Annotated in this window: 13 protein-coding genes and 1 pseudogene; 2 read left to right on the top strand and 12 right to left on the bottom strand. The window is 70.4% G+C overall.

Annotation, left to right across the window (positions count from 1 at the left end; genetic code table 11):
- Positions 1–109 precede the first annotated feature (109 nt).
- From OG841_RS30420 to OG841_RS30400, 5 genes and pseudogenes are all read right to left on the bottom strand, one after another.
- On the bottom strand, positions 110–4,141 hold the full coding sequence (locus OG841_RS30420; RefSeq protein ID WP_371567286.1) for an Rne/Rng family ribonuclease: 4,032 nt from the start codon (positions 4,139–4,141) through the stop codon (positions 110–112).
- 263 nt (positions 4,142–4,404) lie between these two features.
- On the bottom strand, positions 4,405–5,169 hold the full coding sequence (locus tag OG841_RS30415) for a TIGR03936 family radical SAM-associated protein (protein WP_328638598.1): 765 nt from the start codon (positions 5,167–5,169) through the stop codon (positions 4,405–4,407).
- Positions 5,170–5,217: 48 nt separating this feature from the next.
- Positions 5,218–6,408 carry a hypothetical protein gene (locus tag OG841_RS30410; protein WP_371567284.1) on the bottom strand — a complete coding sequence of 397 codons (1,191 nt, stop codon included), beginning with the start codon at positions 6,406–6,408 and terminating at the stop codon, positions 5,218–5,220.
- Positions 6,409–6,423: 15 nt separating this feature from the next.
- Positions 6,424–6,699, bottom strand: a pseudogene (locus OG841_RS30405) (GNAT family N-acetyltransferase); the annotation flags it as partial.
- Between the two features lie 137 nt (positions 6,700–6,836).
- Positions 6,837–7,517 carry a hypothetical protein gene (locus OG841_RS30400; protein ID WP_371567282.1) on the bottom strand — a complete coding sequence of 227 codons (681 nt, stop codon included), beginning with the start codon at positions 7,515–7,517 and terminating at the stop codon, positions 6,837–6,839.
- Positions 7,518–8,028: 511 nt separating this feature from the next.
- Here OG841_RS30400 and OG841_RS30395 point away from each other — a divergent pair.
- Both OG841_RS30395 and OG841_RS30390 read left to right on the top strand, forming a co-directional pair.
- The gene (locus OG841_RS30395) at positions 8,029–8,613 is read left to right on the top strand and encodes a TerD family protein (RefSeq protein WP_328638601.1); all 585 of its coding nucleotides are present in this window, start codon (positions 8,029–8,031) and stop codon (positions 8,611–8,613) included.
- A 77-nt stretch (positions 8,614–8,690) separates the two neighbouring features.
- Positions 8,691–8,927, top strand: coding sequence for a hypothetical protein (locus OG841_RS30390; RefSeq protein ID WP_328638602.1), 237 nt, complete (start codon positions 8,691–8,693; stop codon positions 8,925–8,927).
- 144 nt (positions 8,928–9,071) lie between these two features.
- Here the strand turns inward: OG841_RS30390 and OG841_RS30385 are convergent, their stop codons facing one another.
- The 7 genes from OG841_RS30385 to OG841_RS30355 all read right to left on the bottom strand — a co-directional run bounded on the left by OG841_RS30385 (position 9,072) and on the right by OG841_RS30355 (position 19,053).
- Entirely contained in the window at positions 9,072–11,051 is a 1,980-nt protein-coding gene (locus OG841_RS30385; RefSeq protein WP_328638603.1) for a TIGR03960 family B12-binding radical SAM protein, read from the bottom strand.
- An 89-nt stretch (positions 11,052–11,140) separates the two neighbouring features.
- Entirely contained in the window at positions 11,141–12,640 is a 1,500-nt protein-coding gene (locus tag OG841_RS30380; protein WP_328638604.1) for a CYTH and CHAD domain-containing protein, read from the bottom strand.
- 64 nt (positions 12,641–12,704) lie between these two features.
- Entirely contained in the window at positions 12,705–13,904 is a 1,200-nt protein-coding gene (gene rodA / locus OG841_RS30375; protein ID WP_326668428.1) for a rod shape-determining protein RodA, read from the bottom strand.
- Positions 13,901–16,150, bottom strand: a complete 2,250-nt coding sequence (gene mrdA, locus OG841_RS30370) for a penicillin-binding protein 2 (protein WP_328638605.1) — start codon at positions 16,148–16,150, stop codon at positions 13,901–13,903. The genes rodA and mrdA overlap by 4 nt, the downstream gene beginning before the upstream one ends.
- Positions 16,151–16,281: 131 nt before the next feature.
- Complete coding sequence (mreD, locus tag OG841_RS30365) at positions 16,282–16,959, bottom strand: rod shape-determining protein MreD (protein ID WP_328638606.1); 678 nt, start codon at positions 16,957–16,959, stop codon at positions 16,282–16,284.
- An 11-nt stretch (positions 16,960–16,970) separates the two neighbouring features.
- Positions 16,971–17,918: a rod shape-determining protein MreC gene (gene mreC, locus OG841_RS30360; RefSeq protein ID WP_328638607.1), complete on the bottom strand. Its 948-nt coding sequence runs from the start codon at positions 17,916–17,918 to the stop codon at positions 16,971–16,973.
- Between the two features lie 115 nt (positions 17,919–18,033).
- Entirely contained in the window at positions 18,034–19,053 is a 1,020-nt protein-coding gene (locus tag OG841_RS30355) for a rod shape-determining protein (protein ID WP_004931372.1), read from the bottom strand.
- Positions 19,054–19,107 lie beyond the last annotated feature (54 nt).

Below are 19,107 nucleotides of genomic sequence, written 5' to 3'. Positions count from 1 at the left end.
TGACAACTTTCTGTCGGACGCAATACCCACAGAATCACGAAATCCGCCCCCGGCGAACCAAGAGCGGATTTCGATCTTCAGACGGCCGAAACTATGCGGTGACCGTCCGTCAGGCCTCGTCGGCCGGGGTCGAGACGGACCGCGGCGACTGCTGCTCGGCCGCCACCGTCTTCTTCGACGCCGCCTTCTTCGCGGTCGTCTTCTTGGCCGCGGTCTTCTTCGCGGCCGTCTTCTTGGCGGTGGTGGCCTTCTTGGTCGCGGCCTTCTTCGCCGTGGCCTTCTTGGCCGTCTTACGGGCCGTCTTCTTGGCCGGAGCCGCCTCCTCGACGGGCGCCTCCGTCTCCGCCTCGGCCGGGGCCTCCGCCGAGGGCACGACCACGACGGCCGCCTCCTCGGACGCGGTGGGCGCGGTGGCCTTGCGGACGGCACGTCGGCGCGGACGGGCCGGGGCGGCGCTCTCGGCGACCGCCTCGGGCTCGGCCGACGCGGCCGGGGCCGGCTCGGCCACCGGCGCGGTCTCGGCGACCGTCACCACGGCGGCCTCGGTACCCGTCGGGGAACCGGCCGGGGCCGATGCCCTCCGAGTGGCCCGGCGGCGCGTACGGCCCTTGGGAGCGGCCTCGTCGGCGGCGGGCTCGCTCGCGGACACGGCCTCCACGACCGGGTCCTCCGCGGCGACCGGCTCGGCCTGCGCCTCGGCCGCCGTCTCCGGCTGCACGGGACGCTCGGCCTCCACCTCGGCCGGCACGGCCTGAGCGGTCGGCACCTCGACATCCTCGGAGACCGGGTTCTCCTGGTCGGCCGGCGCCTCGGCACCGCCCGACCTCCTCGAACCGCCACCCCTCGGGGTACCGGCCGGAGCGGACGCCCGACGGCTCGTCCTGCGCCGACCACGTCCACGGGTGGCCGCGGCCTCCGCCTCGGCGACGCTGCTGTACAGCTCCTCGTCGGGCGCGAACTCAGCCGGGGTGAGCGCGATCGGCTCGGCCACCTCGGCGGCGACCTCGGCCTCGGTCTCGACCTCTTCGGGCGCCTCTACCGCGGCCTCGTGGACGTGCTCGTGCCCGTCACCACCGCGCCCGCGCTTCTTGCGCTTGCCGCCGCCACCGGCGGAGGTCGGCGTCTCCATGTGCACGATGACACCGCGGCCGTTGCAGTGGACGCAGGTCTCGGAGAAGGACTCCAGCAGGCCCTGGCCGACCCGCTTGCGGGTCATCTGGACCAGGCCCAGCGAGGTGACCTCGGCGACCTGGTGCTTGGTCCGGTCCCGGCCCAGGCACTCGAGCAGACGCCGCAGCACCAGATCCCGGTTGGACTCCAGGACCATGTCGATGAAGTCGATGACGATGATGCCGCCGAGGTCGCGCAGCCTGAGCTGGCGCACGATCTCCTCGGCCGCCTCCAGGTTGTTCCTGGTGACCGTCTCCTCGAGGTTGCCGCCCTGGCCGGTGAACTTGCCGGTGTTGACGTCGACGACGACCATCGCCTCGGTCCGGTCGATCACCAGCGAACCGCCGCTGGGCAGCCAGACCTTGCGGTCCAGCGCCTTGGCGAGCTGCTCGTCGATCCGGTACGTGGCGAAGACGTCGACCTCGGAGGTCCACTTCGACAGCCGGTCGGTCAGGTCGGGCGCGACGTGCGAGACGTATCCGTGGATGGTCTCCCATCCCTCGTCACCGCTGACGACGACCTTGGAGAAGTCCTCGTTGAAGATGTCGCGGACGACCCGGACGGTCATGTCCGGCTCGCCGTAGAGCAGCGTCGGGGCGTTGCCGCTCTTCGCCTTCTTCTGGATGTCCTCCCACTGCGCCTGCAACCGCTCGACATCGCGGCGCAGCTCGTCCTCACTCGCGCCCTCGGCGGCGGTGCGCACGATGACGCCCGCGTCCTCGGGGACGATCTTCTTGAGGATGGTCTTCAGACGCGCGCGCTCGGTGTCGGGCAGCTTGCGGCTGATGCCGGTCATCGAGCCCTCGGGCACGTACACGAGGTAGCGCCCGGGCAGCGAGACCTGGCTGGTGAGCCGCGCGCCCTTGTGGCCGATCGGGTCCTTGGTCACCTGGACCAGCACCGACTGACCGGACTTCAGCGCACTCTCGATGCGGCGCGGCCCGTTGGCCATGCCGAGCGCCTCGAAGTTGACCTCACCGGCGTAGAGCACCGCGTTGCGGCCCTTGCCGATGTCGATGAAGGCGGCCTCCATGGACGGCAGCACGTTCTGGACCTTGCCCAGGTAGACGTTGCCGACGTACGAGGTGGCCTGCTCCTTGTTGACGTAGTGCTCGACGAGCACACCGTCCTCGAGCACACCGATCTGCGTGCGCTCACCGCTCTGCCGGACGACCATCACCCGCTCGACGGCCTCGCGGCGGGCGAGGAACTCGGCCTCGGTGATGATCGGCACCCGACGGCGGCCCTGCTCACGACCCTCGCGGCGGCGCTGCTTCTTGGCCTCCAGACGGGTCGAGCCCTTGATGGACTGCACCTCGTCGGACGGCTCCGAAACCCTTTCCCGCGCGGGACGGGGCTCGCGCACCTTGACGACGGTCCGCTCCGGGTCGCCGTCATCGGGCTCGGTGTCCGGGGATGAGTCCCCGGCCCGACGCCGACGGCGACGGCGGCGACGGCTGGAGCTGGAGCCGCCGGACTCGTCGGAACGGGCGTCCTCGTCGTCCTCGTCGTCCTGCTCGGCACCATCGTCGTCGGCGGACTGCCCGGCGGCGGACTCGTCGGAGTCCTCCGCGTCCTCGTCACCGGACGCATCGGCGGACTCGCCCCGGCGCCTGCGACGGCCACCACGCCGACGGCGACGCCGCGACCCGGTCTCCTCGGCGTCATCCGCGTCCGCGGAGTCCTCGTCGCCGGCCTCGTCCGTCTCTTCTTCCTCTACGACGGTCTCGGCGGCGGTCTGCTGCACCTCGGGCTCGTCACCGGCACCCCGACGACGGCGGCGGCGGCGCGGCCCGCTCTGCTCCTCGGCGATCTCCTCGACCGGCTCGGCGGACTCGACCGGCTCTTCGCTCTGCCCGGTCTCCGCCTCCGCGGCGGCCTCGGCGGCGGCCCGCTGCGGGGTCTGGAACTGCGGCTCGGTGAAGACGGGCGCCTGGAACACGGCGACCGCGGGGCGCGCCGGCCGACGCACCGACTCGTCCTCGTCCTCGGCACCGCGAGCGCGACGCGCGGGCTCGGAGAACCCGGTGGCGGCCTGGCGAACGGACCGACGACGGCCACGGCGCGGGGCGGCGTCCTCGGCGGGGGTCTCGGCGACGGGTGCGGGAGCCTCGGTGGCGGGCTCCTGCACAGCGGGGGCCTCGGCGACCGGCTCGGACGGCGTGGCCTCGGCGGCCTCGCCCTCGGGGGCACCGACAGGCGCCGAGACGCGGCGCGTGGCACGGCGTCGGGAACGACGCGGGGTGGCGTCCTCGGCATCGGCGGTCTCGGCGGGCGCTTCCGCGGCCACCGGCTCGACGGTCTCGGCGACCTCCGCGGCTGCGGGCGACTCGACGGTCTCCGCGGCCTCCGGAGCACCGGCGGGCGCGGCGGCACGCCGGGTGGCCCTGCGACGCGTACGCGCGGCGGGCGCGGTGGTCTCGACAGCGGGCGCCTCATCGGCGGCCTCGGCCTCGGCAGGCGTCTCGGCGGTCACCGAAGCCTCAACCTCGGCGGCCACGGGCGCATCAGCGGGGGTGGACACCCGACGCGTCGCGCGCCGACGGGTACGCCCGGCGGGCGGGGCAGCATCCTCGGCCTCGACGGCAGGCGCGCTCTTGGCGGCCGCGGGCTCGGCGGGCGCCTCGGCGGCCACCGGCACCACGGTCTCGGCGGCCTCGGCCGCCGCGGGCGCCCCGGCAGGCGCGGACGCCCGGCGTGTCGCACGCCGACGCGGACGCCCGGCGGGCGCAGCCGCCTCGGCGCTCTCGGTGGTCTCGACGGTCTCGTCGAGCTTCTCCTCCTCGTCCGTGACGAGGTCCTCCGCCTCCGCGGCCGGTATGGCCGGAGCGACGACCTCCTCGCCGCCCGGGACGGCGGCGACCGGCGGTCCCGCCGGCCTGGACGCGGCACGGCGCCGACGACGCGGCGGCAGGGTGTCGCTGGGAGTGTTCTGTTCGGAACCCTCGAGGGGTTCGGTCGGTTCGAGCATGCGGGCATTTCTCCCGTCAGGCTCCCGGGCGCCGCACCTGGTCCGGCAGGGATGCCGGTGACGTCCGCGGCTCGCGCGATGCGCGGTGCCGCCGTCCGGGGCGCGGGCGCCGCACGGGAGCTCTCTGTGTCCTGTCTCGCCGGTTCCGTACGCCCTTGTTGGGTACGGCCTGGCGAAAGTCTTGTGGTCAGTGCACTGCCCGACCCAGGTGGCTCCCGAGTACGAGGGCTGCGCTACGACGCCCGTCCTTCGCGGGACCTTCCTTACGCCGGCGCCTTCGCGGCGGCAGTCGGTTCGGCCGTTGAGTCGGCCTCGACTGCCTCGCGGTCGGGCGCGAGCGGGTCGGTCACCGTGCCGGTCTCTTCATCGAGCAGCCCCTGCGCCAGCCTGGTCACCGCTGCGGGGACCGGCGGCGCCAGGTCGGCCACGGCGCGGAGACCGGACAGGACGTCGTCGGGTCGAACGGCAGGCGTCACGTGCCGAACAACCAGCCGCAGTATCGCACAGGGCTGGTCGGTCGGCCTATCAGCAGGTTCACTGTGCGTTTCAAGTTGTACGACCGCGGGGCGGGCGTCAAAGGTCCGAAGACCGTTCTTGGTGGTGCGCTGGACCTCGACCGCCTCGGCGGCGTTGAACGCGGCGACCGCGCGCCCGGCCTCTGCCGGGTCCACGCCGTCCAGCCTGAGCTCCCACACGGAAGCGGTGAGCCGGTCGGCGAGTCCCGAGGTCCGAGCCTCGACCGCGTCGACGACATCGAGCCCGGCGGGCAGCGACTCGTCGAGGAGGAGCCGGAGCTTCTCCGGGTCGCGCGCCTGCGTGAGCGCGATCTCCAGGTACTCCGCCTCACTGCCCGTGCCGGTGGGTGCGGCATTGGCGTACGACACCTTCGGATGCGGCGTGAACCCCGCCGAGTACGCCATGGGCACCTCGGAGCGGCGCAGCGCACGCTCGAAGGCGCGCTGGAAGTCACGGTGGCTGGTGAACCGGAGGCGGCCGCGCTTGGTGTAGCGCAGTCGGATGCGCTGCACCGCCGGTGCGGGCGGCGGGCCTTCGGGCTGTCGCTTGCCCAGTGTCGCTCAGTCCTTCGTGAGTGCGGTCGTACTGCTACCTAGAGTACGTGTGTCGGCGCCCGTCGGTTCCCGCAGGGCCACCGCCTCACGCTCACGGGTCTCGCCGACAGCGCCGACGCCGCCGCCATCACTGACATGGCCGCCATCGCCGAAGAGCATCCGCCGGAAGTCGGCCCGAGCCTGCCGTACGGATTCGCGGGCGGAGGCCAGCGTGGCCCGGGTGATCCGTCCCACACTGCGCGCGGCCTCGGCGACGGGGCGCAGCACCACGTCCCGGACCACGTGCCCGACCGGGGTCAGCACCGTGCGGTACACCCAGCGCACCGGCTCGACGAAGATCCACCGGAAGAGGGTCCCGAGGAACCGGCCGACAGCGAGGGAGATGTGCCCGGCGATCCGCCAGGCGTGCCCGAGCGCGTCCCACACTTCCCGGCCGACGACGGCGAGGACCCTCCCCATGGGCGCGAGGACCCAGCGCCACAGGGCGACCACGGGCAGGACGAGCAGGATGCGGCCGATCCAGTACAGGGCGACGCCGATGCCGGTGACAACGGTGCTCGCCAGCCACGCGAGCCCCCTGGCGCACCACACGATCGCGCGCCCGATCGGCGTGAAGATCCAGGCGAGCACGGCACCGACGCCCTTGAGGAGCCACACGATCCCGTGCCCGACCGGAGTGAACGTGCGCGCGTACACCCACACCAGCCCGGCCACGATCCCCCGCGCCACCCACGCGATGCCGCGCCCGATCAGTGCGAGTACCGCGCCGACACCCGTGAGGAGCCACACGATCCCGTGCCCGACCGGAGTGAGCACGCGCGCGTACACCCACACCAGCCCGGCCACGATCCCCCGCGCCAGCCATGCGATGCCCTGCCCGACCGGCGTCAGCACATACCGGTACAGCCACACCAGGGGGATGACGACGAGCACCTTGGCGAGCCATCCGACCGCCTTGGCGAGGGGCACGACCACGTAGCGCCACAGGGCCACGCAGGGCCAGACGACCAGCGCCCGCCACAGCGGCCGCAGCACGCTGTCCCGCAGGAACCGCCCCACCACGACGAACCCGTCCCAGACGATCCGCACGGGCACGACCAGCACGAGCACGACGATGCGTACGGGGATGCGAATCGCGACGGTCAGACATCCCTCCGGCGAGGGTGCCTGCGGCGCGGGCTGCTTCTCCAGGTCCATAACGACGTAGACGCCTCAGTTCCCCGTACGGATCCAGTACCGCAGCTTTACGCCGCGCCGATCCTCGAATTCTCCGCCATTGGCCTCGATCACCTTACGAGACGCGGTGTTGGTGGCGTCACAGGTGACCAGGGCCCGGTCGATGCCCAGTTGACGGCAGACGGGGAGGGCGGCCGCGAGCATGGCGGTGGCGTGTCCCCGACGCCGGGCGCCGGGACGGACCACGTAGCCGATGTGGCCGCCGAGTTCCAGCAGGTGCGGGGTGAGGCGGTGCCGTATCGAGAGCGTCCCTGATCAGCTTAGTGATCCCATGCCAGACGTTGTGTCCGGTATGGGATCTGCCCACTGTGGAGGGGTGGCGTGAGCGTGCAGGTGGAAACCTGCGCCCAGCGCCGCCCAGCGCGGCCGGTGAGGTGTGCTGATCGTCGTCACGCCCTGGTTCCGGTCGGCCGCACGAGGCAGCCGGGTCCGGTCCGTGTGAGCGTGTCCCTCCGGACGCTGGCCCGCCGGACCCGAGGGCCTGACGGGGGAGGGTGCCCTGCGTCGCCTGGGCGCGGGGCGTGCTGTCTGCTGCCGGGTGGGTCCGGTCTTGGACCGATCCGTCCGGCTGGTCTTGGGCGCGGGGGTGATGACCGCGCGCGCACCGCCTCCCGCACCCGGTCCCACTCCTTGGGGGTTCGCCTGGCGGGGTCGGCGGGCCAGGTCGCGAGCACTCCGGCGGTCAGGTCGGCGCGCCACTTCGCCGCACGCAGCGTGCGCCCGGCCGCCTCCTGGGCGATGCGCACGATGCGGTCATTGACCCGGATGCCCCCGGCCGGGCCGACCGTCCAGCCCAGGCGGCGCAGGGCCATCCAGGCGTTCGACGGCAGCGGGCGGCCCCCGGTGTCCTCACCGGCGGCCAGCACGTCCACATCGGCGGCGTTCCAGTGCTCGGCCAGCAGCACGGCGACCATGCCCGACACCAGATCAGCAGCCCAGCCCACCCGCTCCGCCAGCACTGCAGCGGACAGGAGTTCACCCGTCTTCTCTTCCACACCGGTACGCAGCACACCACGGGCGCACGCGGTACGGACGATCTCGCCCCCGGCAAGCGGCAGTTTCCGGCTCACCGATACCCCCTTCCCGCCCGCGATGCTGTCATCCGATCAACGACACTCCCCGTAAAAGGTCACGCATTCTATCCACGTACTCGCATACGACCCCGACACCGAGCACACCGCACGACGTCGACGGATGACGAATCGCTACGGATACCTAAGGAACAACGTGAACCTGCCGAAGAAGGTGTCGTCCTCGACGTACCAGAGGTTCGTCATCGGCACCCAGTCCGGCCTGCGCGGCCGTTCCGTCTCCGCACGCAGCATGTCCACGTGGGCCGCGAATCCCGCGGGCTCCCGCCAGGCCTTCTCTTACGGCCCGAGCTGCCCGCTCTCCAGCACGGCCGGATCCAGGCCGGCCTCGGTGAACTCGCGTACCGCGTCGAGGTAGGAGGCGTGGAACCGGACGTCGGGCAGGGTCAGCTGCGGCATCGCCCCATGATGGCGAGACCACGGGCCGCCGGACCACCGGGTTTCACAGGGCCGCTCCATGACCCGGCGGGGGGCCGTGCACTATGTCCCCATGATTACGCTTACGAAGGAAGACGGCCCCGCCGACCTGGACGGCGTGACCCATCTGTCCATAGGGGCCTCCTGGGACCCCACCGCGGGCGCCAGCGGCGGGGTGATCGGCAAGCTCCGCCGCAAGTCCGGCACGGACCTCGACCTCATCGCCATCGCCATGCACGACGGCGACCCGGTGCGCCTGGCGGGCCTCGACTCGCTCGACCCGATAGGCAACGGCTCCCTGCTGCACAGCGGCGACAACCAGACCGGCCACGGGGACGGCGACGACGAGACGGTCACCGTCGAGTTCGCGAAGCTCCCGCCTCACATCACCTCGATCGTCTTCGTCGCCGCCGCCTACAAGAAGGGCAGTTCCTTCCAGAAGGCCCGCAACATCAGCTTCAAGGTCTACGACGCCAGCGGCGGCAGCTCCCAGCAGGTCGCCGACATCTGGCCGAGCATGCTCACCACGGACAACGGCTGCGCGGTCGCCAAGGCCGTCCGCGTCGGCAACGCCTGGAAGCTCGAAGTCATCAACACCACCGGCAAGATCAAGCAGGGCGACGAACTGGCCCTCATGCGCTTCGCCGCGAGCAAGTAGCGGACCCCGGGGTGGTGGCTCACCCACTCAGATGCGCTCGGCGAGCAACTGGTCGCGGCGGTGTGCATGGTGAGTTCATGAACACAACACCTCTCTCCAAGAAGGCCGTTTCCCGCATTCCGCGCGTATTCGCGGTGAGCGTCGCCGTGGGCATCGCTTGTGCGGCGGGGGTGGCAACTGCCACCTCCGCCGTGGCCGCGACGCCCGCCACGCACGTCGTCACCAAGGCCGCCCCGGCCGGCGGCCACGGTGGCGACGGCGAGGACTTCCAGTGCGGCAACGGCCTTCTGCCCATCCTCAACTTCTGCAACTGACGGACAGGCGACGGCAGTTCCTGGCCGTCAGCCGCACCACCACACAACCTCACATGTGAAACCCGTCCAACGCAGGGCGGTCGGGAACAGGGACACCATCCCTCTTCCCGACCGCCCTGCCGACCAGCCGAATGCCTCACTCAATCAGTGCGCGTGACCACTCGCGGCGGGCGTCGGCCCGCCGTTCTTGACCGTCAGAGGCAGCAACTTCTTGCCGGTCGGGCCGATTTGAATGTGCGTGTCCATCTGCGGACACACCCCGCAGTCGAAGCAAGGCGTCCACCGGCAGTCCTCGACCTCCGTCTCGTCGAGGGCGTCCTGCCAGTCCTCCCAGAGCCAGTCCTTGTCGAGGCCGGAGTCGAGGTGGTCCCAGGGGAGGACTTCCTCGTACGTCTTCTCGCGGGTCGTGTACCAGTCGACGTCCACGCCGAAGGCGGGCAGCGTCTTGTCGGCGCAGGCCATCCAGCGGTCGTAGGAGAAGTGCTCGCGCCAGCCGTCGAAGCGGCCGCCGTCCTCGTAGACGGCGCGGATCACGGCGCCGATCCGCCTGTCGCCCCTCGACAGCAGGCCTTCCACGATGCCGGGCTTGCCGTCGTGGTAGCGGAAGCCGATCGAGCGGCCGTACTTCTTGTCGCCGCGGATCTTGTCGCGGAGCTTCGCCAGGCGGGCGTCGGTCTCCTCCGCCGAGAGCTGCGGGGCCCACTGGAAGGGCGTGTGGGGCTTGGGGACGAAGCCGCCGATCGAGACCGTGCAGCGGATGTCGTTCTGGCCGGAGACCTTGCGGCCCTCGGCGATCACCTTCGTCGCCATGTCCGCGATCTGGAGGACGTCCTCGTCGGTCTCCGTCGGCAGGCCGCACATGAAGTACAGCTTCACCTGGCGCCAGCCGTTGCCGTACGCCGTGGAGACCGTCCGGATCAAGTCCTCTTCCGAGACCATCTTGTTGATGACCTTGCGCATGCGCTCGGAGCCGCCCTCGGGGGCGAAGGTCAGGCCCGAGCGGCGGCCGTTGCGCGTCAGTTCGTTCGCCAGGTCCACGTTGAAGGCGTCGACGCGGGTGGAGGGGAGGGACAGGCCGATCTTGTCCTCCTCGTACCGGTCCGCCAGGCCCTTCGCGATGTCGCCGATCTCCGAGTGGTCCGCAGACGAGAGCGAGAGAAGACCCACCTCCTCGAAGCCCGTCGCCTTCAGGCCCTTCTCCACCATGTCGCCGATGCCCGTGATCGAGCGCTCGCGGACCGGGCGGGTGATCATGCCCGCCTGGCAGAAGCGGCAGCCGCGGGTGCAGCCGCGGAAGATCTCGACCGACATGCGTTCGTGGACCGTCTCCGCGAGGGGGACGAGGGGCTGCTTGGGGTACGGCCACTCGTCCAGGTCCATGACGGTGTGCTTCGACACGCGCCACGGGACGCCCGACTTGTTCGGTACGACGCGGGCGATACGGCCGTCCGGGAGGTACTCGACGTCGTAGAACGCGGGGATGTACACCGAGCCCGTCTTCGCGAGGCGGAAGAGGACCTCCTCGCGGCCGCCCGGCCGGCCCTCCGCCTTCCACTCACGGATGATCTTCGTCATGTCGAGCACGGCCTGCTCGCCGTCGCCGATGATCGCCGCGTCGATGAAGTCCGCGATCGGCTCGGGGTTGAAGGCCGCATGGCCGCCGGCCAGGACGATCGGGTCGTCGAGCGTACGGTCCTTGGACTCCAGCGGGATGCCCGCCAGGTCCAGCGCGGTCAGCATGTTGGTGTAGCCCAGCTCCGTGGAGAAGGACAGGCCGAACACGTCGAAGGCGCCCACGGGCCGGTGACTGTCCACCGTGAACTGCGGGACGTGGTGCTCCCGCATCAGCGCCTCGAGGTCCGGCCACACGCTGTAGGTGCGCTCGGCGAGGACGCCCTCCTGCTCGTTCAGGACCTCGTAGAGGATCATGACGCCCTGGTTGGGCAGACCGACCTCGTACGCGTCCGGGTACATCAGTGCCCAGCGGACGTCACAGGACTCCCACGGCTTGACGGTGGAGTTGAGCTCTCCGCCGACATATTGGATCGGCTTCTGCACATGCGGGAGCAGAGCTTCGAGCTGCGGAAACACAGACTCTGCGGCCGCAGCGACTTCGGCAGGCATCTCGCGAACCTTCGGTGGGCTTGGCTGAACTGACAGGGGTGACCATCTAGCGTAACGCGGCCGCGACCACCCCCCGTACGCCCGGAAGGTCAGAGGGCGTCCGCCTCGCCCCTGATGCCGTCCCAGAAGCCGGGCAGTTCGGCCTCCACGGCCGTCGCCCGCTGTTCCTCACGCCCGTGGAGCAGCCCGTAGGTGAAGGCGTTCTCCCCCGCCGCGTGGGCGACCGAGGACAGCTCGCGCAGGGTCTGCCGGGCCATCACGCTGTCCTGGTGCTCCCCCAGCAGGTTCTGGAGCGACTTCATGGACTTGACCATGGTCTTGGCCGGTTTGCCGAGAACCGGGCGGGCCGCTTCGGCCGCGTAGCGGGTGCGTTTGGTCTTCTTGCGGGCCTCGTGGATCGCGATGTCCCGGTCGGTTCCGGGCTCCCGCTCCAGCGCCTGCCCGACGAGGCCGGCAACCTTCCGGAAGTCCTTGCGCACGGCCTTGGCGATCACCTTGTGGGGCTTCTTCCCGGCCGCCTTCAGCAGTGGCGGGTCGGCGATCACCGCGTCCAGGGTGTCGAGCAGGGTGAGGTAGCGACGGGAGTCCAGGACGCCGATCAGCCGGGCGCTCGCCCCGCCGGGGCGGTCGCCGGCCCATGTGCTCAGTCGCGAGGCGATCGGCCCGTAGAGCAGCGTCCGCGGCACCTCGTCGAGAGCCGCGGTCAGGCGCTCGGACAGCACCTCGCGGTCCCGCTCCACGCCCAGTTCGCCGGCCAGCCACTTCAGCTCGTCGCCGATCGGGTCGGTGACGTCCCGGTCGAGGACGGTGCCGTACGACTTGAAGGTGCTGCGCATCCGGCGGGTGGCGACGCGCATGCTGTGCACGGCGTCCTCGGCGTCCTGGCGGACGGCCGGGTCGAGTTCGAGGATCGCGTCCCGCTGGGCGCGGACGTAGGCGAGGATGTGGTCGCCGGCGGTCACCGGATCCGCTGTGCCGGGGCTCTTCTTCTTGGGGGCCGTCTCCGCGAGGGCCCGGGCCAGCTTCGAGGACGAAGCGGACGGCCGTACGTCCGCCTTGCGCAGCCGCTTCTCGACCTTGTCGAGGAAGGCCGGGTCGCCGCCGTCGGCGAGCTCCACCTCGATCTCGGTCCACTGGGCGTCGCCGACGCCGCCGCTGAGCCGCTCGGCGTGCACGGCGTCCACGCTGACCTCGGCGAGCAGGCGCCCCTGCGCGTCCAGGAGGTGGCGCACGTCACGGTCCGAGCGCAGCCGGACCACGGGCAGCAGCTCGACGTTTCTGACCCGGGAGCGGACCAGGGCGGCGAGTTCGTCGGGGAGGGTGTCGGAGAGCGGGGCCCGGATCTCGTCGCGCACGCCCTCGGACACGGGCAGCTTCAGGTGCCAGCCCGCGTCCGCTCCGCCCGTGCGGCGGCGCAGGGTGATCGAGGACGCCACGAGGCGTTCGTCGGCCGTGTCGTAGTAGGTGGCGTCCAGACGCGCGACGCCCTTGTCGACGACGGCCTCGACTCCGGCGACTCCGGTCAGATCGGGCAGGCCGCTGTTGTCGGACTCGTACTTCCGCTCGATCTCCCGCTTTGTGTCCGCCATGAGTCAAATCTAGTGGTCAGCGGGCGGTTGCGGCAGAGGGCCGCCGCCACCCGGCCGACCCGGCCTAGGCCGACATCGGTCGCTGCACTCTGATCGACTGAAGCAGCCCCACCGCGACCCATGTGGCGAACATCGACGATCCTCCGTACGACACGAACGGCAGGGGCAGACCGGTGACCGGCATGATCCCGAGGGTCATGCCGATGTTCTCGAAGGACTGGAAGGCGAACCACGCCACGATTCCGGCGGCCACGATCGTGCCGTACAGCTCGGTCGTCTCGCGGGCGATCCGGCAGGCCCGCCACAGGACGACCCCGAGCAGGACGATGATCAGGCCCGCGCCGACGAAGCCCAGCTCCTCGCCGGCGACGGTGAAGACGAAGTCGGTCTGCTGCTCCGGCACGAACTGGCCGGTGGTCTGCGAACCGTGGAACAGGCCCGCGCCCGTCAGACCTCCCGAACCGATGGCGATCCGCGCCTGGTTGGTGTTGTAGCCGACGCCCGCCGGGTCGAGGCTCGGGTTGGCGAAGGCGGCGAAGCGGGCGATCTGGTACTCGTCCAGGATGTGCAGCTGCCAGACCGCGATCGCGCCGGCGGCGCCCGCGCCGAGCAGCCCGAAGACCCATCGGTTGGAGGCGCCGGAGGCGAGCAGCAGCCCGAGCACGATGATGACCATGACCATGACCGACCCGAGGTCGGGCATGAGCATCACGATGAGCATCGGTACGGCGGCGAGGCCCAGGGCCTGGAGCACGGTGCGGTGGTCGGGGTAGGGCTTGTCGCCCGCGTCGACCCGGGCCGCGAGGAGCATCGCCATGCCCAGGATGATCGTGATCTTCACGAACTCCGAGGGCTGGAGAGAGAAACCGCCGCCGATCACGATCCAGGAGTGGGCGCCGTTGACCGTGGAGCCCAGCGGGGTGAGGACCAGCAGGATCAGGAAGAGCGAGGCGCCGTACAGCAGGGGCACGGCGGTGCGCAGGGTGCGGTGGCCGACCCACACCGTGCCGATCATCAGGGCGAACCCGATGCCGGTGTTCATGAGGTGGCGGATCAGGAAGTAGTAGGGGTCGCCCTGGTTGATCTCGGTGCGGTTGCGGGTCGCCGAGAAGACCAGGATCGAGCCGATCATGGACAAGGCGAGGGCCGAGAACAGTATCGGCCAGTCCAGCCGGCGGGCGAGCGAGTCGCGGGCCAGCAGCCGGGTCCAGCCCGCGCGCGCGGGGCCGTACCCGGAGACCTGGAAGCTGTTCGCCCCGGTCATGTGAGCATCCTCCGGCTCCCCCTCTTGCGGCGCCGCCTCCGGGTGTCACGGTTCCCGTTGGTCGGCGTGTTCACGGTCGCCGTCTGCTGTGTCGCGTCCGGTTCGGGCGTGGCCTCCTGGCTCGCCCGCTGGTCCTTGGCCGGGTCCTTGGCGACCTTCGGGGACTTGATGGTCCCGTCGGTCTGGACCTTGGGCAGGCTCTTCTCGGGGGTGGGCAGCAGCGCGTTCTTCTTGTTGATGGTGCCGTCGGCCGAGACGCCGTACATGGCGTTGTAGATGCTGCGCACGGCCTCACCCGAGGCGCCGGAGCCGGTTCCGGCCTGGGCGATCGTCATGACGACCGTGTAGTCCTTGGAGTACGTGGCCAGCCAGGACGTCGTCTGCTTGCCGTAGACCTCGGCGGTGCCGGTCTTGGCGTGCAGCGGGATCTTGTCCTGCGGCCAGCCGCCGAACTTCCAGGCGGCCGTACCGCGGGTGACGACGCCCTCCAGGGCGCTGTCCATGCCCTTGAGGGTGGCCTGGCCGACCGGAAGCTTCCCGGTCGCCTTGGGCTTGATCTCCTGGACGGTCTTGCCGTCGGCGCTGATGATCGCCTTGCCGATGCTCGGCTGGTACATGGTGCCGCCGTTGGCGAGCGCCCCGTAGATCCTGGCCTCCTGGATCGGGGTGACGAGGGTGTCGCCCTGACCGATGGAGTAGTTGATGGAGTCGCCCTCGCGCATCTTGTTGCCTTCGAGGCAGTTCTCGTACGCGATCTTCTCGACGTAGCTGCCGTCCTTCTTACCGGTCTTGCACCAGCTGTCCTTGTTGGCCTTCCAGTACGACTCCTTCCACTGGCGGTCGGGGACGCGGCCGGTGACCTCGTTGGGGAGGTCGATGCCGGTCTCCTTGCCGAGACCGAACTGGTGGGCGGCCTTGTAGAAGTAGTCCTTCGGCTCGCCCTTCTTGGGGTTGATGCCGCCGTCCTTCTTCCACTCCCGGTCGGCGAGGCCGTAGAAGACGGTGTCGCAGGAGACCTCCAGGGCGCGGCCGAGCGAGATCGGGCCGAAGCTCTCCCCCTCGAAGTTCTTGAAGACCTGGCCGCCCACCGAGTACGAGCTGGTGCACGGGTAGCCGCCGTCCCACTCGTAGCCGGCCTCGACCGCGGCGGCCGTGGAGACGACCTTGAACGTCGAACCGGGTGCGGACTGACCCTGTATGGCCCTGTTGAGCAGCGGGTAGTCGGAGCCCTTGCCGGTGAGCTTCTTGTAGTCCTTGGCGGAGATTCCACCGACCCAGACGTTCGGGTCGTAGGTCGGGGCGGACGCCATCGCCACGATCCGGCCGGTCTTGGCCTCCATCACGACGACAGCGCCCGAGTCGGCCTTGTAGTTCTCGCCGGTGATCTTGTCGAACTGCTGGCGGGCGGTCTTCATCGCCTGGTTCAGTTCGTACTCGGCGACCCGCTGGACGCGGGCGTCGATGCTGGTGACGAGGTTGGCGCCGGGCTGGGCCGCGTCGGCCTCGGCCTCGCCGATGACGCGGCCGAGGTTGTCGACCTCGTAGCGGGTGACGCCTGCCTTGCCGCGCAGTTGCTTGTCGTACTGGCGCTCCAGGCCCGAGCGGCCGACCTGGTCGGAGCGCAGGTAGGGCGAGTCGGTGTCCTGGGCCTTGGTGATCTCCTCGTCGGTGACCGGCGAGAGGTACCCGAGGACCTGGGCGGTGTTGGACTTGCCGGGGGCGGCATAGCGCCGCACGGCCTCGGGTTCGGCGGTGATGCCGGGGAAGTCCTCGGCGCGCTCGCGGATCTGCAGGGCCTGCTTGGGGGTGGCCTCGTCGGTGATGGGGATCGGCTGGTACGGCGAGCCGTTCCAACACGGCTGGGGCGTCTTCGCGTCGCACAGCCGGACCTTTAGCATGACGTCCTTGGCGGACATGCCGAGGACCTTGCCCAGTTTGGTGAGGACGGCCTTGCCGTCGTCCTTCATCTTCAGCAGGTCGGTGCGGGAGGCGGAGACCACCAGCCGGGTCTCGTTGTCCGCGAGGGGCACTCCGCGGGCGTCCAGGATCGAACCGCGCACCGCGGGGTCGACGACCTGCTGGACGTGGTTTCCGGAGGCTTCCTTGGCGTACGCGTCGCCTTCGCGGATCTGGAGGTACCAGAGGCGGCCGCCGAGGGTGCCGAGGAGGGAGAGGACGAGGATCTGGATCACGACGAGCCGGATCTGGACCCGTGGGGTCCGCCCGGTCTCGGGGATGTTGGTCACTGCGGTTTCCGCCCCCTCTCAGTGCGCCGACGTGTGTGCGCGTACGAATGATGAACGGCGGACCTGTGAACCCGCGTTCCGCCCCGGCGCACCCGTTCGGGTGAAATGGCCTGTGCTGAACTCGCCCGCCCTCACAGCCGCTTGACCCCCTTGATGCGGCCCACCCGCGCGGTCCGGGTCCGGGCCTTCGTCTTCAGGCTCCCGAGGCCGCCCCGCTGGCCGCCGATCTTCAGACCGGTGCCCGAGGACAGCCACCCGGAGGAGATGTTCGCCGACTTGGCGGCGGAGCCGGCCTCGGCGAGCGGGTCGTTCTCGGCGCGCCGGGCGAGCGCCATGATGCCGGGGACGACGAAGGGGGCGAGCAGCAGGTCGTACAGGGCGGCCGTGAACAGCAGGCTGGGCAGGCCCACATGGCGGGCGGCGGTGTCGCCGACGAGGGCGCCGACACCGGCGTACAGCAGGGTGGTGCCGATGGCGGCGGCGACCACGACGACCATGGGGCCGGTGGCCGACTTGAGTCTGCCGTTCTCCGGTTTGGCGAGGCCGGCGAGGTAGCCGATGACGCACAGCACCAGGGCGTAGCGGCCGGCCGCGTGGTCGGCTGGCGGGGCGAGGTCGGCGAGGAGACCGGCGCCGAAGCCGACGAGGGCGCCGCCGACATGGCCGTAGACGAGAGCCAGGCCGAGGACGGTGAGGAGCAGCAGGTCGGGGACGGCACCCGGGAGGTGGAGGCGGGCGAGGACGCTCACCTGGAGGACCAGGGCGACCACGACCAGTGCGGAGGACAGCAGGATCCGGTTGACGCGCATGACTACAGCTCCTACTGCTCTTGCTGGATCTCGCCGTCGACCGGCGCATTGGCGGACGGGGTGACGGTGACCGTCACGGTCGGCGTGGGCGTCGGTTTCGGTTTGGCCGGGAGCACGGTGTCGCGCGGGTCCTTCTTGGGGGCCTGGACGACGACGCCGACCATGTCGAGCTTGGTGAAGCTGACGTACGGCGTGACGTAGAGGGTGCGGGTGAGGTCGCCGCCGGAGGGGTCGACGCGGGAGACCACGCCGACCGGGACGCCGGGGACGAAGGGCTTGTCGGCCTGCGAGCCGAAGGTGACCAGACGGTCGCCCTTCTTCACGTCGGCCTTGCCGTTGAGGAGTTCGACGCGCAGCGGACGGTCGCCCTGACCGGAGGCGAAGCCGAGCTCGTCGGTGGCCTCCATGCGGGTACCGACGGTGAAGTCGGGGTCGTTGGCGAGGAGCACGGTGGCGGTGTTCGGGCCGACCGTGGTGACGCGGCCGACCAGGCCGTCGCCGTTGAGGACGGTCATGTCGCGCTGGATGCCGTCGTTGGCGCCGACGTCGACGGTGATCGTCCAGGAGAAGCCCTGGGCCGCTCCTATGGCGATGACCTCGGCGCCCTTGATGCCGTACTGACCCTCGCCGGCGGTCTTCAGCATCTTGTCGAGCTGCTTGAGACGGCTGGAGTTTCGGTCGTCGCTGCCGAGTTTCGCCTTGAGGGCCGAGTTCTCCTTCTCGAGCTCGGCGAGCCGGTCGTGCCGCTCGCCGGAGTCGCGGATGGCCGACACGGCGTTGCCGACCGGATTGACCGCGGTCGACACACTGTCCTCGATCGGGCCGAACACGGCGGCCGCGGCCTGGCGGGCGCCGTCGACCGGTGAGTCCTCCCCGCCGCGGATGTCGACCGTGATCAGCGCGAACGCGACGGCGATCAGCAGCACCAGGAGCAGCCGGCTCTCTCGTGTGTCCCTCACGTGCGGCGGCCGTGCCCTTCTTATTGGAGTGGCGTTTGTGGGAGCTTATGCCTCGATATCAACGATCCGCCGCACGAGAGGAGATCATCTCGTACGGCGGAATCGAAGAGTTACGTCATCTGCGCGGCTGGGCGTCCAGCACCTGCTGAAGCGCCTCGAACTCCTCGACGCACTTCCCGGAGCCGAGCGCCACGCTGTCGAGCGGGTCCTCGGCGATGTGGATCGGCATGCCGGTCTCCCGGCGCAGCCGCTCGTCGAGCCCGCGCAGCAGGGCGCCGCCGCCGGTGAGGACGATGCCGCGGTCCATGATGTCGCCGGAGAGCTCCGGCGGGCACTTGTCCAGGGTCGTCTTGACGGCGTCGACGATCGCGTTGACGGGCTCCTCGATCGCTTTGCGGACCTCGGCGGCCGAGATGACGACGGTCTTGGGCAGCCCGGAGACGAGGTCCCGGCCGCGGATTTCGGTGTGCTCGTCAGCGTCGAGGTCGTACGCCGAACCGATCGTGATCTTGATCTGCTCGGCCGTTCGCTCACCCAGAAGGAGGGAGTACTCCTTCTTGATGTGCTGGATGATCGCGTTGTCCAGCTCGTCACCCGCGACGCGGATGGACTGGGCGGTGACGATGCCGCCGAGGGAGATGACCGCGACCTCCGTGGTGCCGCCGCCGATGTCCACCACCATGTTGCCCGTGGCCTCGTGGACCGGCAGGCCGGAACCGATGGCGGCCGCCATGGGCTCCTCGATGATGTGCACCTGGCGGGCGCCTGCCTGGGACGACGCCTCGATGACGGCGCGGCGCTCGACGCCGGTGATGCCCGAGGGGACACACACGACGACGCGCGGCCTCGCGAGATACCGCCGCTTGTGGATCTTCAGAATGAAGTAGCGGAGCATCCGCTCGGTGATCTCGAAGTCGGCGATCACGCCGTCCTTCAGCGGCCGCACGGCAACGATGTTGCCGGGGGTCCGCCCGATCATCTTCTTCGCTTCGGCGCCGACCGCGAGGATGCCACCGGTGTTGGTGTTGATCGCGACGACGGACGGCTCGTTGAGTACGATCCCGCGACCCCTGACGTACACCAGCGTGTTGGCGGTCCCGAGGTCGACAGCCATGTCACGGCCGATGAACGACATTGAGTTCCCCATCAGGATTCGTCTGGCCTTCCCGGGAGCTTTCGAGGGCTTTTC

The sequence above is a fragment of the Streptomyces canus genome (assembly GCF_041435015.1).
Classification (GTDB): Bacteria; Actinomycetota; Actinomycetes; order Streptomycetales; family Streptomycetaceae; genus Streptomyces; species Streptomyces canus_G.
This window is presented reverse-complemented; position numbering and strand designations above follow the sequence as displayed.